Genomic DNA, 18,240 nt, shown 5'->3' on the forward strand with positions numbered 1-18,240 from the left:
GGAGGGATGAAGCGCTCTTACCGCCCGACGGGGTCCTGCATGACCGGCACGTGGTAGGCCTGCAGCAGTCGGGAGATCTCGCCGGCCCGCCGCTCCAGCACCCGGTCGAGGGCCTCACGCAGCTCGGCGTCTTCCCGCCGTACGCCCATGGAGACGTCGAACATCATCGGCCACTGCGGCCCGTCCAGCCACGGCGTCACCGGCTCCAGCCGCATCGGATGGGCCGCCTTGCTCGCGAAGTACCCAGCCAGCGGGCCCCAGACCACGGCCACGTCGATGTCGCCACGGTCCACCGCCTGCACGATGGCGGCCGGCGGGTTCGGCTGGCTGTAGTCGCCATAGAGCATGTAGCCGCGGACATTGCCGATGATCCCGCGCCGCGCCAGCGCATGGGCCGGCGGCGTGTTGGCGGCGTCGTCGCCGATCATCTGCACGCCGACCGTCAGGGTCTTCAGCCGCGGATCATCGAACGAGCGGATGTCCAGGCTCCGGTCCGCTCGGCTGAGAAACACATAGCTGGAGCGGTAGTACGGCCGCGTGGTGGCGAGCATCTCCACCTGAGTGGCCACGCCCGGCCACACGTCGCAGCGGTCGTCCTTCAGCGTGTTGCGGACATAGCCGCGGCGCTGCGCCCACCAGGTGTACTCGACCTTGCGGCCAAGCTCCTTGGCGGCGAGCTCCACCAGCTTGTTCTCGAACCCTTCGCCGGCCCGGTTGGAAAAGGGCAGGTTGTTGGGATCGGCGCAGACCCGCAGCGCCTTCGGCTCGCGCGCACAGCCGGCGAGCGTGGTCAGGCATAGCAGGACGGTCAGCAAGCGCATCACGGCGCCACCGCGACGCCCCACGGCCGGCCGTCGAGCTTGACCCGCTTGATGGTCTTGCCGCTCGTCAGGTCCACAACCGTCAGGTCGCCCGACAGGCCGCTCGCCGCATAAAGCCGCCGGTCATCCGGCGACAGGCCAAGGCCCCAGTTGCGGAAGCCCGTCTTGAAGCGGCGAAGGATTTCGAAGGTGCGGGTGTCGATCTCGATGGCATGATTGCCGCGGCCCAAGGCGGCGTAGACCTTGCCGCCGTCCCGGGCCATGGCCAGGCCGACAGCCTGGACGTTCGGCGGCGGGTCGGCCTTCTTCAGGTCGATGGTGTGCAGGATGCGCCGGCTCGCCACATCGAACACCGCCACGCTGGCCCGCGATTCCGATGTCACCCAGAGCCGCGTCCCATCGGGGCTGAACACCGCATCCCGGGGGCGCGCGCCCACGAGGACGCTGTCCAGCAGCTTGCCCGTCGCCGCGTCGATGAAGTGGACGAGGCTCGCGGCCTCGGACGTGCAGATCACCAGCCGGCCATCGGGGCTTACCGCCATGCCCTCGGGCTCGGGGCCCACCTGGGTCTTGTTGACGATCCGGTTGGCCGCGACCTGCAGGAAGCTGACCTCCCCGTCGTCTTCGTTGGCGACATAGAGCATGCCGCCGTCGGGGCTGATGGCGAACCGCTCGGGGTCGGGGCCGGAGTCGAGGGTCCCGCGCACCTGCCGCGTCGCCACGTCGATCATGGCGATGCGGTTGTCGTCGCTGACCGCCACGAACAGCGTCTTGCCATCGGGCGAAAGGCCCAGGCCCCTTGGCCGGTCTCCAACCGGGATGCGTCCGACGGGCGCCAGCGTCTTGCCGTCGACCACGTGGATCACGTCGGCCTGCTCATCCGAGACGTAGATGGTGTGCGGCGTCGTCGGCGCGGGACGGCTGCAGGCGCATGCGGCCAGGGCTAGTGCGCAGATCAGGATGCGGCGCATGGCGTCAGTGCGGCAGCGAGAAGACGTAGAGCGACCCGCCCGCCGTGGTCTTCTGCTTCAGGTCGGCCATGGCGCCGACAAAGCCCAGGCCCGCCGTCGGATCTCGCGGATCCAGGTCGTTGGACACGATCGCCCCGGCCCATCCGCCGACCCCTGAGAGGATCGCCACGTACTGGTGTCCGTCCGGCCCGCGATAGACGACCGGCTGGCCGATGATCCCGGACTCCGTCTTGAACTGCCACAGGGGCTTGCCGCTGCGGGCGTCCACGGCTTTGAACCAGCCGTCCATGGTCCCGTAGAACACCACGTCGCCGGCGGTCGCGACCGCGCCGGACCACAGCGGCAGGTCTTCCTTGATCTGCCAGGCCACCGCCTTCTTGACCGGGTCCCAGGCCGTGAACAGGCCGCGGTTGCCGCCCGGGCGAGGCTTGAAGCGCACCTCCGCGCCCACATAGGGCGTCCCGGCGATGTAGTTCGCCTCGACGTTCTCCCAGTCCATGCAGAGGTTGGCGTGCGGGATGTAGATGAGGCCCGTCCGCGGGGAGAAGGCCGACGGGTTCCAGTCCTTGGCGCCGGAGGCCACAGGGCAGATGTCGCGGATCACCTTGCCCTGCTGCGGGACCTTCTCGTGGTTGACCTTCAGCCGGCCGGTCTTCAGGTCGACGCCATAGCTGGAGTTGATGTGCGAAAACGGCTCCGCCGACAGCACTTCGCCTGTCGCACGGTCCAGGATGTAGAGATAGCCGTTGCGCTCGGGCCGGGCGATCACCTTGCGCGTCTGGCCGCCGATCGGCAGCTCCAGCAGCAGGTTCTCGTTGATCCCGTCGTAGTCGTGCGCGTCGTGCGGGGAGGTCTGGTAGAACCACTTCGCCTGGCCGGTGTCGGGATCGCGGGCGAAGACGCCGCTGGTCCACTTGTTGTCGCCTGGCCGCTGTTCGGCGTTCCACGGACCAGGGTTGCCCGTGCCGTAGAAGATCAGGTCGAGCTCGGGGTCGTAGGAGATCCAGCCCCAGACCGTCCCGCCGCCCGTCCGCCAGGCGTCCGCGGGCCAGCTGGTCAGCCCCAGGTCCTTGCCCCGATCCATGTCGTAGAACGGCTTGAAGTCCGGCCCGATCAGCACGTCCCGATCCGGACCGGTGTGATAGGCGCGCCAGGCGATGCGGCCCGTGTCGGCGTTCAGGGCCGTGATCCATCCGCGAACCCCGAACTCGCCGCCGGAGTTGCCGACCAGGACTTTGCCCTTCACCACGAGCGGGGCCATCGTGATGGTCTCGCCGCGGTTGATGTCCCCCAGCTTGGTCCGCCACAGCTCCTGGCCCGAGGCGGCGTCCACCCCGATGGTGTAGCCGTCCAGGGTGTTCATGATCACCTTGCCGTTCCAGAACACGGCGCCGCGGTTGACCACGTCGCAGCAGGCGACGCCCTGGCTGGCCGGTGACGGCTTGGGCGAGAACTTCCACTTCACTGGCGCGCCAGGCTTGGTGAGATCCAGCGCATAGAGGTCGTTGGGGTAGGGGGTGACGATGTACATCGTGCCGCCGACCACGATGGGCGCGGCTTCCTGCCCTTTGTTGACGCCCGTGGAGAAGGTGAAGGCCACCTTCAGGTTCTGCACATTTCCGGCGTTGATCTCGGAAAGGCCGGAAAACCGGGTGGAGGCGTAGTCCTTGGCCGGCATGGTCCACTGGCCGTCCTCGGCCGGGATGGACGCCGTCGCGCCCGTCGCGCTGGCCGGCTGGGCCGCTGTCTGCTTGGCCGCCAGAGGCGCCGGGGACTTGCGGTCGCAAGCGGCGATCGAAAGCGCCAGAACGGATGCGAGCGCCACCTGACCCGCGGCCGTCCAGCCCCGCCATCCACGCGACGTCATGCATGTCCTCATGGAACGCCCCAGCACTCGAGCTTAACGCCCGGTTTCGCCGGATGGATCATTCCGGCGGCGGAGCTTCATCAAAGGTTAGACGGCGACGCCTTCGAACAGCCCGGCCTGGTAGTCGCGGATCGCCTGGACGATCTCCTCGCGGGTGTTCATCACGAACGGGCCGTGGGCCACGACCGGCTCATCGATGGGCTCGGCATGGCCGAACAGCACCACGGCGTCGGTCTGGGCGACGATCTCCACCATGTCGCCTTCGAGGTCGAGCCGGACGAGGTTCCACTCCGGCGCCACCGTGCCGTTCACCGTCACCTGTCCGGAAACGACGTAGAGCAGCACGCTCCGACCGCCCAGGGAGCCGAAGCCGGCGCGTCCGCGCGCCTGCAGTTCGATCCAGCTCATGAACACGCCGGTGAGCGAAGGCACGGGCCCGGTCTGGCCACTCCAGCTGCCGGAGATCAGGTGCACCATCGCCTTGCCGCCGTCAGCGCTCAGCGTCGGGATCTCGGGCGCCTGGACGCCGATGTAGCGCGGCGTCGTCATCTTCAGGCGGGAGGGCAGGTTCACCCACAGCTGCAGGATTTCCATCGGCCCGCCTTGGCGCTTGAAGTCGTCAGGCGAGATCTCCGCGTGCACCAGGCCGGAACCGGCCGTCATCCACTGCACGCCGCCCTTGCGGATGATGCTCTCGTGACCTGCGCTGTCGCGGTGCGCCAGCTCTCCGTGCAGGATGAAGGTCACCGTCTCGAAGCCGCGGTGCGGGTGCGGCCCGAATGGCAGGCCGCGGTTGTTCGGCGGATAGGTCTGCGGCCCGTGGTGGTTCAGGAACAGGAACGGATCCACCTGCTCCAGGCCGGGGCCAGGCACCGGACGCCGTGTGACCAGGTCACCGATGTCGTCGCGGTAGGCGGCGTGCTGGGCGATCACGGTCTTGGCGGGCATCGGTCTCTCCTGGTGCTGGCCATGCCTATAGGCCAGCCCGGCGTTCCGATCATCTCACGCGCGGCGTGAGGTCTGGTTCCGCACGTCAATGCCGGCGGGGGATCACCACCGGCAGACTCTCGTAGCCCTTCACGAAGGTGGAATAGACCCGCTTCGGCGGGCCGGTGACCTCGATCACCGGGAAGCGCTTCAGGATCTCCTCCCAGACGATCTGCAGCTGCAGTTCGGCCAGCCGATTGCCGATGCAGCGGTGAATGCCGAAGCCGAAGGAGATGTGGGTGCGCGGCCGGGTGCGATCGATGATGTAGGCGCCGGGGTTCTCGATCACCTCGTCGTCTCGGTTGCCCGAGACGTACCACATCACGACCTTGTCGCCCTTGCGGATGGTCTTGCCGCCGAATTCGATGTCCTGCTTGGCCGTGCGACGCATGTGGGCCAGCGGCGTCTGCCAGCGGATGGTCTCCGACACCATCGAGGGGATCAGGCCCGGATTGTCGCGTAGCTTGGCATATTGGTCGGGGTTCTGGTTCAGCGCCAAGACGCTGCCCGTGATAGTGTTGCGGGTGGTGTCGTTTCCCCCGACCGTCAGCAGGACCACGTTCCCGAAGTACTCCCACGGGCTCATGTTCCGGGTCGCTTCGCCGTGCGCCAGCATGGAGATCAGGTCCCCTGCTGGCGGCGCGTTCACCCGCTGGTTCCAGAGCTCGGTGAAGTAGGCGTGGTACTCGCCGAAGATCTGCATCTTGTGCTCGTGGCTCTCCACGAGCCCCTGGCCGGGCACGGCCGTGGCGACGTCAGACCAGTAGGTCAGCTGACGGCGGTGCTCCTGGGGCATGTCGAACAGCGTCGCCAGGGTCATGGCGGTGAGCTCCATCGACACCTTGTCGACCCAGTCGAACTCCTGGCCGATCGGCAGGTCGTCCAGGATCTTGGCTGCGCGCTCACGGATCAGGGGACCCAGCACCTGCAGGTTCGACGGCGAGACCGCGGGGCTGACCGTCTTTCGTTGCACGTCGTGCTTAGGCGGGTCCATGGCGATGAACATCGGCAGGGGACCCTGCTCGAATTCCGGATCGACGATGGTGATGGCTGGCTCGGACGAGAACACCTGGTGGTTCGTGTCCACCGCCATGATGTCGTTGTACTTCGTGATCGACCAGTACGGCCCGTAGGCGCTGTCCGCCGTGAAGTGGACGGGCGACTCCTTCCGCAGCCGTTCGAAGTACGGCCACATGGTGTCCGATTGGAAAAGTCGCTGCTGCGCCGGGTTGATGGCTTCTAGCGGCAGGGCGTAGGCCTCCGCGCGCGCGTCCCTCAGATGCACGATCTCGCCGTCCGCCATGGCGTGTCCTCCGGCTTTTCTTTGGACGGTAGGCCGAAGGTGACGGGAGCGTCAATTTTCTGGAGGCGTCCTGCGCGGCTTTGTGATGACCGCCCCGACCACCGCGATCCGCTCCACGTCCTGATAAGGCGGCTTGTCCAGCTCTTCGCCAAACACGTCGGGGTCCAGTTCGCGGTAGCTCAGCCGTGCGCCGATCTCTTCGGTGAAGACGTTCAGCGCCTGCCGCAGCTCGTCCTGGCCGCCGTCAACGATGGCGCTGCCCGTATAGAGAAGGAACCGGCCGCCTGGAGCGAGCTTCGCATAGGCGGTCTTGGCCCACTCCAGCGACAGCGCCGCGCCGTGCATGTCTCCGCCGTCGCGATAGGCGCGGGCCTTGCCGTCCACCATGTACGGCGGGTTGGCCAGGATCAGGTCGGCGCCTTCCGGCACGTCCTCCAGCCCGGCAGTCTCCCGCGTCTCAACGCGCAGTCGGGCGTGATAGGCGTTGATGCGGGCGAGCCTCAGCGCCTTGGCGTTCACGTCGGTGATCAGCACCTGCACCCCGCCACGGCCTGCAGCCGCGGTGAGCGCGCCGACGCCGGCGCCGCCGCCCACGTCCACCAGCCGTCCGACCCAGCTGCGACCGGCAAGTTCGGCCGCGATGAAGCTCGCGAACCGGTAGCTGTCAGGCCCCAGGAAGACCGCGTCCTCCTCGTCGGTCGGGTAGGCCGAATGGAGGAACAGCAGGCCGCGCACGCGCGAGACGCGCACCTCGCTCTTCAGCAACTCGCCCTCTTGCGCCAGCACGCCGGCCGCATCGAGCAGTTCGATCAGCTGGGCCGGGATGTGCTCGCGGCGGAACGGCAGGCTCCAGCCCAGAACATCCCGCACGTCGCGCGCCAAGGCCTTGCCGGGGCGGCGCAGCACGCGCGCATGGGTGGCTGGTGTCGCGGTGACGAAGTCGTAGCCCTGTGCGTCGAGCTGCTCCAGCAGGCGAAGAAGGGGCTCGTCAGCTGACGAAAGGGGGGCTTCAAGCGGCATCAGCTGTGAAAAGCCCCGCAAGCCTGCTGGTTGCCGCATCCCATCGGCTCGCCTGGCGTTCAGAGCCCGCGGCCAGCGTCGCCGTGTGTTCTGGGAGGTGCGCCTTGGCCTCACGTTGGCCCGAACGGCTCTGGATCGTCCGGCATGGCGAAAGCGCCGGCAATGTCGCGCGCGACCGCGCGGACGCGGCGGGTCTCGGCCGCATCGATATCGCCGAGCGCGACGTGGATGTCCCGCTCTCGCCGTTGGGCGAAGAGCAGTCCTGCGCGCTGGGCCGGTGGTTCGCCGACCTGCCGGAACATGAGCGGCCGGAGGTCATCCTCACCTCACCCTACCTGCGCGCCCGCCGCACGGCCGACATCGTCCGCGAGTGCGGCGGCTTCTCGCCGGAAGCCCATCGGCCGACGCCGGACGAGCGGCTGCGCGAGAAGGAGTTCGGCGTCCTCGACCGGCTGACCCGGCACGGCATCGCCGAACTACATCCGGATCAGGCCGAGTTCCGGCGCCTGCTCGGCAAGTTCTATCATCGGCCGCCTGGCGGCGAGAGCTGGTGCGACGTGATCCTGCGCCTGCGCAGCGCCCTGGATACCCTGTCCCTGCACTATGCGGAGCGGCGGGTGATGATCGTCAGCCACCAGGTCGTGGTGCTGTGCCTGCGCTACCTGCTCGAACAGATGACCGAGGAGGAGATCCTCGCCATCGACGCGCAGGCGGACGTGGCCAACTGCGCGGTGACCGAATACCGGCTCGACCGCACCTGCGGCCCTAACGGCGAGATGAAGCTGTTCCGCTACAACTTCACCGCTCCGCTGGAGCGGGCCGGCGCGCCGGTCACGGCCGAGCCGGACGTGCCGGTCGCCGCTCGATGACCGCGCCGGTTGAGGTTACGCCGGACCTGCTGCAGGGCTGGCCGCTGCCGACCATCCCGGACGACGGCGACAAGGAGGACCGCGGCCGCGTGCTTGTGCTGGCCGCCGGCGCGGAAGTGGCGGGCGCCACCTTGCTTACCGCCGTGGCAGCCCTGCGCGCCGGCGCCGGCAAGCTTCAGGTGGGCGCGCCGCGCAGCCTGGCCCAGCCGCTGGCCTTCGCCATTCCCGAAGCCCGCATCCTGCCGGCCGCCGAGACCGACAAGGGCGAGCTGTCTCCGGACGCCGCCGACGAACTGAAGTCCGCGCTGGCGCGCTCCGACGCGGCGGTGATCGGGCCAGGCATGCTGGACGAGGACGCGGCCGGGGAACTCACCCTTCGGCTGCTGGACGGGGAGGGGCCGCCGCTGGTCCTCGACGCCGCCGCCATGCAGGGCCTTCCGGCCGACCCGGGCCGCGCCCGCGCCCTGGCCGGCCGCATGGTGCTGACGCCCCACGCCGGCGAGATGGCCGCGCTCACCGGGCGCAGCAAGGAAGACATCGCCGCCGATCCCTTGAGCGCCGCCCGCCGTCTGGCCGCCGACCTCAAGGCGGTGGTGATCGCTAAGGGCGCCTGCAGCTACATCGTCAGCCCGGACGGCTCGGCTTGGCGCCACGAAAGCCCGACGGTGGGCTTGGCCACCTCCGGCTCGGGCGACGTGCTGGCGGGGATCATCGCGGGCCTGCTGGCGCGCGGTGCCTCCCCCGCCCAGGCGGCGGTGTTCGGCGTCTACGCCCACGCCCAGGCCGGCTTGCGCCTCAGCAAGCGGGTCGGCCGCATGGGCTTCTTGGCCCGCGAACTGCTCGACGAGATCGCCCCGGTGCTCTGCGGGCTGGAGGCTGGGACCTGACAAAGCTGTAATGTTCGCCTGTGCCGGCAGGGTGTAAGACACCCTCAAACCGCGTGGCGCTGGAAACCGGCGCCCTGCTCAGGGAGCATTCGAAGCATGATCGTTCGATCCGCATGGCTGGCCGCGGCCTCCACCGCCGTCCTGCTCAGCGCCTGCGCCACTCCGGCCTCCGCCCCGACCGAGGGCGCCGCCGCCCCGACGCCGGTGGCCGAAGCGCCGGCTCGGCCCAAGCCGCAGTACGGGACGTTCGGGATCGACACGGCCGGCATGGACACTTCCGTCGCGCCCGGCAGCGACTTCTACCGCTATGTGAACGGGCGCTGGACGGACACCACCGAGATCCCGGCCGACCGTTCGAACCTCACCAGTTTCGCGATCATCGCCGAGAACGCCGCCGCCCGGACCCGCGCGATCATCGAGGACGCCGCCCGCTCGGACGCCCCCGCCGGTTCCGAAGCCCGCAAGATCGGCGACTTCTACCAGAGCTTCATGGACGAGGCGGCCATCGAGGCGAAGGGCGCCGCGCCCCTGAAGCCCGAACTCGACCGGGTCAACGCCATCCGCACCCGCCGCGATCTGTCGCGTGAGATCGGCGCCACCGTGCGCGCCGACGTGGACGCGCTGAACGCCACCAACTTCTACACGCCCAACCTGTTCGGCCTGTGGGTGGCGGAAGACCTCGACGACACCAGCAAGTACCGCCCCTACCTGATGCAGGGCGGCCTCGGCCTTCCGGACCGGGAATACTATCTGGGCTCCAGCGCCCGCTTCACCGAACTTCGGGGCAAGTACAAGACCCACGTGGCCAACATGCTGCGCCTGGCCGGCTACGACCAGCCGGAAGCGCGCGCCCAGCGGGTGCTCGACCTCGAGACCAAGATCGCCCGCGCCCACTGGACCGTGGACGACACCGCCAACGTCGCCAAGGCCAACACCGTCTGGACCCGCCAGGACCTCGCCCGCCGCGCGCCCGGCCTCGACTGGAACGCCTTCCTGGACAGCGCCGGCCTTGCCGACCAGCAGCGCTTCGGCGCCTGGCAGGACACCGCCATCGCCGGCATCGCCAGGCTCGTCGGCTCCGAGCCGATCCAGGCCTGGCGCGACTACATGGCCTTCCACGCGGTGGAGCGCGGCGCGCCCTACCTGTCCAAGGCCTTCGTCGACGAGCACTTCGCCTTTAACGGCCAGGCCCTGTCCGGCACGCCTCAGCAGCGCGAGCGCTGGAAGCGCGCCGTCGACAACACCAACGGCGCCCTGGGCGAAGCGGTCGGCAAGATCTACGTCCAGCGCCACTTCTCGCCCGAAGCCAAGGCCAAGGTGCAGGAGATGGTCCGCAACATCCTCGCCGCCTTCGGCCAGCGGATCGACCGCGTCGACTGGATGACCCCGGCGACCAAGGCCGAAGCCCGCAAGAAGCTGGCGAACTTCCGCGTCGCCGTCGGCTATCCGGACAAGTGGCGGGACTACTCCGCGCTGGAGGTCGTGCGTGGCGACGCCTACGGCAACTGGTACCGCGGCAGCCTGTTCGAGTACCGCCGCAACCTTGCCAAGCTGGGTGCGCCGGTGGACCGCGACGAGTGGTTCATGACGCCTCAGACGGTGAACGCCCTGTTCGCCCCCAGCCAGAACTCGATCATCTTCCCGGCGGCCATCCTCGAGCCGACCTTCTTCGATCCCAACGCCGATCCGGCGGTGAACTACGGCGCGATCGGCGGCGTCATCGGCCACGAGATCAGCCACGGCTTCGACGACACCGGCGCCCAGTTCGACGCCCAGGGCAATCTGCGCAACTGGTGGACCGCCCAGGACATGGCGCAGTTCAAGGCCCGGACCGCCAAGCTCGCCGCCCAGTACAGCACCTACAAGCCGTTCCCCGACCTGTCGCTGAACGGGGAGCAGGTGCTAGGCGAGAACATCGCCGACCTGGCCGGTCTCGCCTCGGCCTATGACGCCTATCACCTGTCCCTGAACGGGCAGCCCGCGCCGGTGATCGACGGCTTCAACGCCGACCAGCGGATCTTCATGGGTTGGGCGCAGAACTATCGCACCAAGTACCGTGAGGCGGCCTTCCGCCGGGCGGTGATCACCGGCGTGCACGCGCCGGGCATGTACCGCGCCCTCACCGTCCGCAACCTGGATCCCTGGTACTCGGCCTTCCAGGTCCAGCCTGGCCAGGACCTCTACCTCGCGCCCGAAGGCCGGGTGCGCATCTGGTAGAGCCGCACGTCTCGCGGATCTCCGACCCGGACGATCCGCGCATCGAGCCCTACAGGGCGGTCCGCGAGCGCGATCTCGTGGGCCGCCAGGGGCTGTTCATCGCCGAAGGCCGGGTGGTGCTGGAGAAGCTGGCGGCGGCCGGTCGCCATCCGGTCCGCTCCGTCTTGCTTGCCGAAGCGCGCGTCGAGGGGCTCGCCGATGTGCTCGCCCATCTGCCTGCGGGCGTGCCGGTCTATGCGGCCAGCCAGGCGGTGATGGACGCCATTGTCGGCTTCCCGATCCACCGCGGCATCCTGGCGGTGGGCGAGCGCACGCCGCAGAACCCGCAGGCCCTGCTCGCCGCGCTGCCGGCCGCCTCGACGGTGGTGGCGCTCTCAGCCATCGCCAACCACGACAACATGGGCGGCATCTTCCGCAACGCGGCCGCGTTCGGCGCGGATGCCGTGCTGCTGGACGCCGACTGCTGCGATCCACTCTATCGCAAGGCCATCCGCGTCTCGGTCGGCGCGGCGCTCACCATCCCATTCGCCGTGCTGCCGCGCGGGCATGACCTGGTGCAAACCCTGGCCGGGGCTGGGTTCGAGACCATCGCCCTGTCCCCGCGCGGGGAGGTGGAACTGCACGACCTCGTTCCTGCGCCCCGCACCGCGGCTCTGTTCGGAGCGGAAGGCCCGGGCCTTGCGGGCGAGCTTCTGGCGCGCACCCGCTCAGTGCGGATCGCCATGGCCGGCGGCTTCGACAGCCTGAACGTCGCCACCACCAGCGGCATCGTTCTCCACCACCTCGCCGCCGCCCGCCGTCAGCCCTTATGACCGCCGAACTCGAAGGCGGAGATCGCCACGTCCATGGCGATGTCGCGGAAGGCTTCGCGGCCCGGCTCGCCCGGCGCGGCGCCGGCCGCCACGAACAGCGGCGCGAAGTGCTCCTCGCGAGGATGGGCTTCGCGGGCGAAGGGCGCGTCGGCCCAGCGAGCGAGGGCCGCCTCGCGCTTCCTGGGCTCCCGCACCGCCTCGTCCAGCCAGTCCGCGAACGCTTCCGACTTGTCCGTGAAGGCCGGGCTGAACCCGCGCATGTTGTGCCAGCTCATGCCGGAGCCGACGATCAGCACGCCTTCGTCGCGCAGGGGCGCCAGGGCTCGCCCCGCCGCCAGGTGCAGCGCCGGATCCAGGCTCGCCTGCAGCGACAGCTGCACCACCGGGCTCTCGGCGTCCGGCGTGACCAGCTTCAGCGGGATGAACACCCCGTGGTCCCAGCCTCGCCGGCTGTCCTGCGCGGCGGGCAGTCCCGCCCCTTCCAGCAGAGCCCGAACCCGCGCGGCCAGCGCCGGCGCGCCCGGCGCCGGGAAGGTCAGCTGATAGGTGTGCTCAGGAAAGCCGTAGTAGTCGAAGATCAGCTCCGGCCGCTCGGCGCTCCCGACCGTGAACGCCTGCTCTTCCCAGTGGCCGGAGACCACCAGAATGGCCTTGGGCCGCTCCGGCAGGCCGGCGATCAGCCCTTTCAGGAACCCGGCGGTGCTGTCCCAGGTGTGCGCGCCGCCCCGGCTCCAATCCATGAAGAAGCAGGGGCCCGCGCCGTGAGGGATGAAGTAGGTGGGCAGGGTCACGCGAGGGGCTCCTTTGGGGCTCAGGCGGCTTGCCGCTGGTCGCGGGCGGGCGCGTGCTGCGCGATCCAGGCGGCGAACGTCGTCGCAAAGGCGCGCAGGAACTCGGCCGTGCTCTCGTTCACCAGTTCGCCGTGCTCGTCGAACAGCGCGAGGGAGTTGCCGACGTAGGCTTCCGGCTGGTTCAGCGTCGGCATGTTCAGGAACGCCAGCGATTGGCGCAGGTGGTGGTTGGCTCCGAACCCGCCCAGCGCGCCCGCGGAGGTGCTGATCACCGCCGCCGGCTTGCCGTTGAAGACGCTCTGGCCATAGGGCCGCGAGCCCACGTCGATGGCGTTCTTCAGCACGCCGGGGACCGAGCGGTTGTATTCGGGGGTGACGAACAGGACGGCGTCGGTCGCCTTCACCTGCTCACGGAAGTCGGTCCACGCCTGCGGCGGCGCAGCTTCGAGATCCTGGTCAAAGTGCGGCAGGGCGCCGATCTCAATGAAGCGGAAGGCCACGCCCGGCGGGCTCAAGGCTTCGACCGCCTTGGCGATCTTGCGACTGGCGGAGTCCTTGCGAAGGCTCCCGACGATGACGGCGACGGTCTGGGTTTGCGACATCTGAATTCTCCATTCGGGGACGGCTCGTCCTCGGGTTGGAGAGGTCCGCGTCGGCGGCCCTCATCCGATGCCTTCAAGGTGGCGCTAAGCGTGTCTGTTGATAATCCCGCGCATCTGGACGACAGTGTTGCTCAAACGGAAAAGGTGCCGGCATGGACCGCCTGGACGAGATCAACGCTTTCACCGCGGTGGCCGAGGCTCGCAGCTTCACGCAGGGCGCCCGCAAGCTGGGCGTCTCCAGCGCTCAGGCCTCCAAGCTCGTGGCGCGCCTGGAGAACCGACTGGGCGCGCGCCTTCTGAACCGGACCACCCGCGACGTGTCCTTGACCGACACCGGCCGCGCCTACCTTGAACGCGCCCGCCAGCTGCTGGAAGACTTCGAGGTCCTGGAGACCTCCGTCCGGGATCAGAGCGGTCCGCGCGGCCTTCTGAAGATCTCGGCGCCCGTGTCCTTCGGCGCAAGGCAGCTGGTGCCGGCCCTCCTCGAGTTCGCCTGCGCCTATCCGGACGTCTCGCTCGACGTCTCGTCCACCGACCGCATGGTGAACCTGGTGGAAGAGGGGTTCGACGTGGCCGTGCGCATTGGCAAGCTGGGGGACTCATCCCTGGTCGCCCGCAAGCTGGCGGCCGTTCGCCTGGTGACCTGCGCCTCGCCGGAGTACCTTGCGCGCGCCGGGACGCCCCGCAGCCTCGATGAACTGCCGAACCACCTGGCCATCATCGACACCAACGCGGTCGACCCCCAGATCTGGCGCTTCGGCGGCCCCAGCGACCCGCGCGACGTGCGCGTGCACGGACGCCTTCGGTTCAATGGGGCCGAGGCCTGCGTGGCCGCGGCCAAGGCCGGCCTTGGGATCGTTCGAACGCCGGCCTTCGCCGCGGCCGACGACTTGCGTGCGGGCCGCCTGGTGCCCGTGCTCTGCAACTACGAGCCTGAGCTGATCCACGTGCACGCGGTCTACCCGCATGCACGTCACCTGGCCTCGAAGGTGCGGGCGTTCGTCGACTTCCTGGCCAAGCGCTATGCGGGCGAGCCGGAATGGCACCAGGGCTGGGGCTCGCGCCACGAGGCGCGGGTGGAAGCCGTGGCCTAGGCGGCCGCCTTCCGCGATTGGGCCAGTTGGTCCCGCAGCAGCATCAGGGCCGTCTCAAGCGCGCAGACCCGCAGTTGGGCGCGGCCGATGTCGCCGAACCGCTTCTCCACGTGATGGGTCGCGCCGTCCTTGCTTGCGCAGGCGAAGTGAACCAGGCCCGCGGGCTGTCCAGGGCCGCCTTCGGCGAAACCGGTGATCGACACAGCCAAGTCCGCGCGCGAATGGGCGAGGGCGCCTTCCGCCATCGCGACCGCCGCTCGCTCAGAGACGGCGCCGTCGTTGTCCAGGATCTCCATGGACACGCCCAGCATCTCGTTCTTGGCTTCGTTGGTGTAGGTGACGAAGCCGCGTTCGAAGGCGTGCGACTGGCCGGGGATGTCCGTCAGCAGCGACGCCAGCAGGCCGCCCGTGCAGCTTTCGGCGGCGCTGATCATCAGCTCGCGCTCGCACGCCTCGCGCAGGACTTCCTGCGCGAGGTCGTCGATCTGGCGGGGGATCGCCGGGTCGAGGGCTTCGGCCATGCGCGCCGGCCCTAGTGGGTCGCGCGGCCCTGATCGCCGCCCATCTCGTCCATCAACTGGTTCTTGCGAACTTTGAGCTGCTCGCCGATGGCCTTGAGGTCGAGGTCGGTCTTCTGCACCTCGGGGAAGTATTCCTTCTCTTCCTCTTCGACGTGGTGGTCGATCTGCTCGCACAGCACGGTGACCTTGGCGTCGTAGAGGTCGTCGCCGGGCTCCATCGACTCGATCTGCTCGATCAGGTCCTTGGCGGCCTGGTGCTCCACCACCGCCTCGTCGACCATGTCCTCGTCCTTCAGCACCTCGCGGGACGCCGGATAGAAGATCTCTTCTTCGATCTGGGTGTGGACGCGCAGCTCGAGGCAGATCTGCAGGGCGAGCTGCTTCTTGCGCTCGTCGTCCTTGGCCTTCTGGAACTGGCTGAACAGCTTCTCGACCGACCGGTGGTCGGCCTTCAGCAGGGCGATCGCATCAGGGCCCTTGCTGCTGGTCGTCGACTTGGCGGTGGTCGTCTTCTTGGCGCTCGTCTTGGAGGACGCGCTCTTCTTGGCGCCGCCCGACGTGCTGGTGCCCGTGGCCATGCTGGTCTCCATTTTCGGTGGGCTTCTGGCCCGTCGTGAGTTGAACCCGTCCGACGGAGCGCGGTTCCTCTTGCTTTTCCCCGGCTGGGCCGTTCGTTAGGCGCATGAACCGAGGTGCGAAGGTGAAGGTGGCCGGGGCGGGCGCGATGGGCCTGTCCTGCGCTTTGGCGCTGGCGGACGCCGGCTGCCGGGTGGAAGTTTTCGATCCCGCCGACCCCTTTTTCGCCAACGCCTCGGGGGTGGCCGCGGGCATGCTGGCGCCCGGCTTCGAAGCCGTGCTCGATGCCGCTGCGAGGCCACACTTCGATCTGCTGATGGCCAGCCGCAACGCCTGGCCTAGCCTGGCGCAGCGCGCCGGCCTGACGCTGGAGCGCAGCGGCGCGCTTGCGGCGGGGCGGACCGAGTGGATCGCGCAGCTTGCCGGCCGGTTCACCACCCTGGGGCTTCACGCCACCGACCTGCCTCGCAACACCGCCGAAGCCCTGGCTCCGGGCCTTTCGCCCGACATCGAGGCCATTCTCATGACGCGGGAGGACTGGCGCCTCGACGCCCGTCAGGCCTTGGCCGATCTGCGGCGTGCGGCGGATGCTGCGGGCGTGCAGTTCCGTCAGGAGGTCGCCGACGGGCGGGGCGACGCTGACGTGCTCGTCGTCGCCACGGGCGCGGCCGGCGGATTGGCGCACGAGGCGCCCGAGCTGACGGGACTGGAGCCCATCAAGGGTCACATCCTGCAGGCCGCCTGCACGGACCTGACGGCGGTCACCGTGCGGGGCGAGGGGATCTACGTGACGCCCACCGCCGCGGGCCTCGCCATCGGCGCCACCATGGAGACCGGCGTGGACGATCCCGCCGTCGACCCGGCCCGGACTGGACCGCTTTTGGCTGCGGGCGCCCGGGTGTTTCCCGCGCTCGCCCAGGCGCCGCACCAGGCGTTTGCCGGCGTCCGCGCCGCCACGCCCGACGGCCTGCCGCTTGTCGGTCCCAGTCAGGCGGAGGGTGTCTTCCTGGCCGTGGGCGCCCGCCGGAACGGTTGGCTGCTCGCGCCTCTCGCCGCCCAGGTGATCGCGGCCCAGGTCACGGGCCGCGATCCTGGCGCTTATTCAGGTCGGCTGGACCCTCGCCGGTTCACTCGCCCAGGCTGAAGCGGATCGGAATGCTCACCGTGGCGCCGTCCACCGGCCGGCCGTCCAGGGTTTGCGGGCTCATCCGGAAGAAGCGCGACAGCTTCAGGGCCGCTGCGCCGAAGCCTTCGCCCGTAGGCGTTTCGCTCACCACCCGGCAGCCGTTGACCGCGCCTTCAGCCGTGACGTTGCAGCCGATCACCGCCAGGCCGGACGTGCCGCGCCTAAGAGCGCCTTCCGGATAGAAGCGGGCCATTTCCGCCCCGCTCGGCTTCCGCACCCAGTTCGGCCGGATCACCACCGGCTCAGGCGCCAGCGCGGGCTCCGCCTGGACAGGCGTCACCGATCCGACAGGCGGAATGGTCGCCACCGGGCCGATCACGGTGGTGGCGCGTTCCTCCGGCGGCTGGGCGGGGAGGGGTTCGACCGTGGGCGTCTCTATCGCCCGCGGCGTATGAAGCGGCGGCGTAAGCTTGGGTGTGGGCGCCGGCTCGTCCAGCTTGGGCGGCGTCCAGTCGATGATCGGCACCTCGATGATCCGCTCGGCGGGCTCTGGCGCGGCGGCCGGCGGATTGAAGCGCATGTAGAGCAACGACGCTCCCACAGCCGCGTGGACGGCGACGGACAAGCCGATCGCCAGCCGTAGCCGCGGCGGCAGGACGCGCCGGGGCAGGTCGAAACGGAAGGGGAAGGTCTGACGGATAACCACGAGCGCACTCCCTATTGTTTCACAGGCGCAAACTTGTTGCGCATCTGCGATGGAGCGCTTGGCGCCGAGCCCCGGCAATTCAACTTTCGGTGGTTTCTATGGTTAGCACGCCGTTAACCATGTCGAGCGAGTTTGGGGCATGGCGGTCGAGGGAATCCGAGGCGTAGTTGAGGCGGCGATCCAGCGCGCCAGCCAGGCGACGGGCGTCGACTTCGCGTTCCTGATCAAGACCGCCCGGCGCGAAAGCGGTTTCGATCCTCGCGCCCGGGCCAGCTCGTCTTCGGCGGCCGGCCTCTTCCAGTTCGTCGAGCAGACCTGGCTCTCCACCCTGAAGCAGCATGGGTCCAAGTACGGCTACGCCCGCTACGCCGACCTGATCAGCCGCGGCTCGGACGGCCGCTATCGGGTCCAGGGCGATGAGGCGCGTCGCGCGGTAATGGACCTGCGACTCGATCCGCACGCCTCGTCCCTGATGGCCGGCGAGCTCGCCTCCGACCACGCCGCCTATCTGAAGGGTCGGGTAGGGCGCCCGCCCACCGCCGGCGAGCTCTACGCCGCCCATTTCCTGGGCCCGCAAGGCTCCGCGCGCCTGATCGAGGCGGTGCAGAACAACCCCGACGCCGCCGCCGCCCGCTACTTCCCGGACGCCGCCCGCGCCAACAAGTCGATCTTCTACCGCGACGGCCGCGCCGCCTCCGTGGCCGAGGTCTACGCCAACCTCACTCGCCAGGGCGGCGGCTCGGGCGCAGGCCAGATCAAGCCCGACGCCCAGCCGGTCAGCGAGGATGGCGGCTTCATCCAGTACGCCTCGGCCCGCCGCGCTGACCGTCAGCGGCAGCAGGACGCCGTGGTGGCCCTGATCCTGCGTGGCTCCCAGCCTTCCGACCAGGCGGGCGTCGGCTCGCGCCTAGCGGGCTCGATCTTCACCACCGAGATGCTCAAGGTTCTGTCCGACGCCCGCAGCGACAGCTAGCCGCACGCCCGCCGGTCATCCACAAGCTTTGCCTTAAAGGTCTCGTTAAGCTTAACGCGACAAGGTCGACTCGTGGGATTCCAAATCCCGCTGGGGT

At 69.2% G+C, this 18,240-nt stretch carries 18 protein-coding genes; 7 read left to right on the forward strand and 11 right to left on the reverse strand.

Features of this window, described 5'->3' with window-relative positions; genetic code table 11:
* Nucleotides 1-17: 17 nt before the first annotated feature.
* The 6 genes from DJ018_RS18375 to DJ018_RS18400 form a co-directional block, all read right to left on the reverse strand.
* Complete coding sequence (locus tag DJ018_RS18375; protein ID WP_111516517.1) at nt 18-821, reverse strand: substrate-binding domain-containing protein; 804 nt, start codon at nt 819-821, stop codon at nt 18-20.
* Nucleotides 821-1,792, reverse strand: coding sequence for a PQQ-dependent catabolism-associated beta-propeller protein (locus DJ018_RS18380; protein ID WP_111516447.1), 972 nt, complete (start codon nt 1,790-1,792; stop codon nt 821-823). The genes DJ018_RS18375 and DJ018_RS18380 overlap by 1 nt, the downstream gene beginning before the upstream one ends.
* A gap of 4 nt (nt 1,793-1,796) precedes the next feature.
* Nucleotides 1,797-3,659: a methanol/ethanol family PQQ-dependent dehydrogenase gene (locus DJ018_RS18385; protein WP_111516448.1), complete on the reverse strand. Its 1,863-nt coding sequence runs from the start codon at nt 3,657-3,659 to the stop codon at nt 1,797-1,799.
* An 87-nt stretch (nt 3,660-3,746) separates the two neighbouring features.
* Nucleotides 3,747-4,607, reverse strand: coding sequence for a pirin family protein (locus DJ018_RS18390; protein WP_111516449.1), 861 nt, complete (start codon nt 4,605-4,607; stop codon nt 3,747-3,749).
* Between the two features lie 85 nt (nt 4,608-4,692).
* Nucleotides 4,693-5,949: a cytochrome P450 gene (locus DJ018_RS18395; RefSeq protein WP_111516450.1), complete on the reverse strand. Its 1,257-nt coding sequence runs from the start codon at nt 5,947-5,949 to the stop codon at nt 4,693-4,695.
* 51 nt (nt 5,950-6,000) lie between these two features.
* A complete protein-coding gene (locus tag DJ018_RS18400; protein ID WP_111516451.1) occupies nt 6,001-6,969 on the reverse strand; it encodes a methyltransferase in 969 nt (322 codons plus the stop codon).
* A 104-nt stretch (nt 6,970-7,073) separates the two neighbouring features.
* Between DJ018_RS18400 and DJ018_RS18405 the strand changes: the two genes are divergently transcribed.
* From DJ018_RS18405 to DJ018_RS18420, 4 genes are all read left to right on the forward strand, one after another.
* Nucleotides 7,074-7,838, forward strand: coding sequence for a histidine phosphatase family protein (locus DJ018_RS18405; RefSeq protein WP_111516452.1), 765 nt, complete (start codon nt 7,074-7,076; stop codon nt 7,836-7,838).
* Nucleotides 7,835-8,725 carry an NAD(P)H-hydrate dehydratase gene (locus DJ018_RS18410; protein ID WP_111516453.1) on the forward strand — a complete coding sequence of 297 codons (891 nt, stop codon included), beginning with the start codon at nt 7,835-7,837 and terminating at the stop codon, nt 8,723-8,725. The genes DJ018_RS18405 and DJ018_RS18410 overlap by 4 nt, the downstream gene beginning before the upstream one ends.
* 96 nt (nt 8,726-8,821) lie before the next feature.
* Nucleotides 8,822-10,942, forward strand: a complete 2,121-nt coding sequence (locus DJ018_RS18415) for a M13 family metallopeptidase (protein WP_111516454.1) — start codon at nt 8,822-8,824, stop codon at nt 10,940-10,942.
* 77 nt (nt 10,943-11,019) lie between these two features.
* The gene (locus DJ018_RS18420) at nt 11,020-11,754 is read left to right on the forward strand and encodes a TrmH family RNA methyltransferase (protein ID WP_240609609.1); all 735 of its coding nucleotides are present in this window, start codon (nt 11,020-11,022) and stop codon (nt 11,752-11,754) included.
* Here DJ018_RS18420 and DJ018_RS18425 read toward each other — a convergent pair.
* Nucleotides 11,742-12,545 (reverse strand): DODA-type extradiol aromatic ring-opening family dioxygenase, encoded by an 804-nt coding sequence (locus tag DJ018_RS18425; RefSeq protein WP_240609610.1) that lies wholly within the window; start codon nt 12,543-12,545, stop codon nt 11,742-11,744. The two genes, DJ018_RS18420 and DJ018_RS18425, sit on opposite strands and share 13 nt — an antisense overlap.
* A gap of 20 nt (nt 12,546-12,565) precedes the next feature.
* A complete protein-coding gene (locus DJ018_RS18430) occupies nt 12,566-13,147 on the reverse strand; it encodes an NADPH-dependent FMN reductase (protein ID WP_111516455.1) in 582 nt (193 codons plus the stop codon).
* A gap of 152 nt (nt 13,148-13,299) precedes the next feature.
* Between DJ018_RS18430 and DJ018_RS18435 the strand changes: the two genes are divergently transcribed.
* The gene (locus DJ018_RS18435) at nt 13,300-14,241 is read left to right on the forward strand and encodes a LysR family transcriptional regulator (protein ID WP_111516456.1); all 942 of its coding nucleotides are present in this window, start codon (nt 13,300-13,302) and stop codon (nt 14,239-14,241) included.
* Here the strand turns inward: DJ018_RS18435 and DJ018_RS18440 are convergent.
* Together DJ018_RS18440 and DJ018_RS18445 are read right to left on the reverse strand one after the other, a co-directional pair.
* Nucleotides 14,238-14,762, reverse strand: a complete 525-nt coding sequence (locus DJ018_RS18440; RefSeq protein WP_111516457.1) for a CinA family protein — start codon at nt 14,760-14,762, stop codon at nt 14,238-14,240. The two genes, DJ018_RS18435 and DJ018_RS18440, sit on opposite strands and share 4 nt — an antisense overlap.
* A gap of 11 nt (nt 14,763-14,773) precedes the next feature.
* Nucleotides 14,774-15,340, reverse strand: coding sequence for a hemerythrin domain-containing protein (locus tag DJ018_RS18445; protein WP_111516520.1), 567 nt, complete (start codon nt 15,338-15,340; stop codon nt 14,774-14,776).
* A 104-nt stretch (nt 15,341-15,444) separates the two neighbouring features.
* Here DJ018_RS18445 and DJ018_RS18450 point away from each other — a divergent pair, with 104 nt between their 5' ends.
* Nucleotides 15,445-16,482 (forward strand): NAD(P)/FAD-dependent oxidoreductase, encoded by a 1,038-nt coding sequence (locus tag DJ018_RS18450; RefSeq protein WP_111516458.1) that lies wholly within the window; start codon nt 15,445-15,447, stop codon nt 16,480-16,482.
* Here the strand turns inward: DJ018_RS18450 and DJ018_RS18455 are convergent.
* Nucleotides 16,466-17,170, reverse strand: coding sequence for a TonB family protein (locus tag DJ018_RS18455; RefSeq protein WP_111516459.1), 705 nt, complete (start codon nt 17,168-17,170; stop codon nt 16,466-16,468). The two genes, DJ018_RS18450 and DJ018_RS18455, sit on opposite strands and share 17 nt — an antisense overlap.
* A 139-nt stretch (nt 17,171-17,309) precedes the next feature.
* Between DJ018_RS18455 and DJ018_RS18460 the strand changes: the two genes are divergently transcribed.
* Nucleotides 17,310-18,143, forward strand: coding sequence for a transglycosylase SLT domain-containing protein (locus tag DJ018_RS18460; protein ID WP_111516460.1), 834 nt, complete (start codon nt 17,310-17,312; stop codon nt 18,141-18,143).
* Nucleotides 18,144-18,240 lie beyond the last annotated feature (97 nt).

This window comes from Phenylobacterium deserti, from assembly GCF_003254705.1.
GTDB lineage: Bacteria > Pseudomonadota > Alphaproteobacteria > Caulobacterales > Caulobacteraceae > Phenylobacterium > Phenylobacterium deserti.

Bases quoted from the DNA above. Each gene is read 5' to 3' on its own strand.
- DJ018_RS18375 (WP_111516517.1), bottom strand. From the start codon at position 821: ATGCGCTTGCTGACCGTCCTGCTATGCCTGACCACGCTCGCCGGCTGT.
- DJ018_RS18380 (WP_111516447.1), bottom strand. From the start codon at position 1,792: ATGCGCCGCATCCTGATCTGCGCACTAGCCCTGGCCGCATGCGCCTGC.
- DJ018_RS18385 (WP_111516448.1), bottom strand. From the start codon at position 3,659: ATGACGTCGCGTGGATGGCGGGGCTGGACGGCCGCGGGTCAGGTGGCG.
- DJ018_RS18390 (WP_111516449.1), bottom strand. From the start codon at position 4,607: ATGCCCGCCAAGACCGTGATCGCCCAGCACGCCGCCTACCGCGACGAC.
- DJ018_RS18395 (WP_111516450.1), bottom strand. From the start codon at position 5,949: ATGGCGGACGGCGAGATCGTGCATCTGAGGGACGCGCGCGCGGAGGCC.
- DJ018_RS18400 (WP_111516451.1), bottom strand. From the start codon at position 6,969: ATGCCGCTTGAAGCCCCCCTTTCGTCAGCTGACGAGCCCCTTCTTCGC.
- DJ018_RS18410 (WP_111516453.1), top strand. From the start codon at position 7,835: ATGACCGCGCCGGTTGAGGTTACGCCGGACCTGCTGCAGGGCTGGCCG.
- DJ018_RS18415 (WP_111516454.1), top strand. From the start codon at position 8,822: ATGATCGTTCGATCCGCATGGCTGGCCGCGGCCTCCACCGCCGTCCTG.
- DJ018_RS18430 (WP_111516455.1), bottom strand. From the start codon at position 13,147: ATGTCGCAAACCCAGACCGTCGCCGTCATCGTCGGGAGCCTTCGCAAG.
- DJ018_RS18435 (WP_111516456.1), top strand. From the start codon at position 13,300: ATGGACCGCCTGGACGAGATCAACGCTTTCACCGCGGTGGCCGAGGCT.
- DJ018_RS18440 (WP_111516457.1), bottom strand. From the start codon at position 14,762: ATGGCCGAAGCCCTCGACCCGGCGATCCCCCGCCAGATCGACGACCTC.
- DJ018_RS18445 (WP_111516520.1), bottom strand. From the start codon at position 15,340: ATGGCCACGGGCACCAGCACGTCGGGCGGCGCCAAGAAGAGCGCGTCC.
- DJ018_RS18450 (WP_111516458.1), top strand. From the start codon at position 15,445: ATGAACCGAGGTGCGAAGGTGAAGGTGGCCGGGGCGGGCGCGATGGGC.
- DJ018_RS18460 (WP_111516460.1), top strand. From the start codon at position 17,310: ATGGCGGTCGAGGGAATCCGAGGCGTAGTTGAGGCGGCGATCCAGCGC.